Source organism: Streptomyces oceani (assembly GCF_001751245.1).
Taxonomy (GTDB): domain Bacteria; phylum Actinomycetota; class Actinomycetes; order Streptomycetales; family Streptomycetaceae; genus Streptomyces; species Streptomyces oceani.
Window position 1 is genome coordinate 1 of sequence record NZ_LJGU01000099.1, and the last position, 288, is coordinate 288.

At 71.2% G+C, this 288-nt stretch carries 1 protein-coding gene; it reads left to right on the forward strand.

Features of this window, described 5'->3' with window-relative positions:
• Window positions 1-287, forward strand: a 287-nt coding sequence (locus AN216_RS03265; protein WP_170843012.1) for a Uma2 family endonuclease, incomplete at its 5' end; no start/stop codon positions are given.
• Window position 288: the final 1 nt, after the last annotated feature.

Sequence of the window (288 nt, forward strand, 5' to 3'; positions counted from 1 at the left end):
CGGTGCCGCCCACCGAGGTGCTGCTCGTCGCCGAGGTGGTGTCCCGGTCCAGCCTGACCATGGACCGGACCGCCAAGCGCGCGCAGTACGCCGAGTCAGGCATCCCGGTCTATCTGGTCATCGACCCGTTCGCGGCGGAGCTCGCCGCCTTCTCCGATCCCAGCGAGGGCACCTACCGGGCGCAGCACGCCGTTGGCTGGAGCGAGAAGCTCCAGCTCCCGGAGCCGCTACCAGCGCTGGTGGACGGCTCACAGTTCCCGACGCTGGACACCCGCCCGGGCTCGTAGG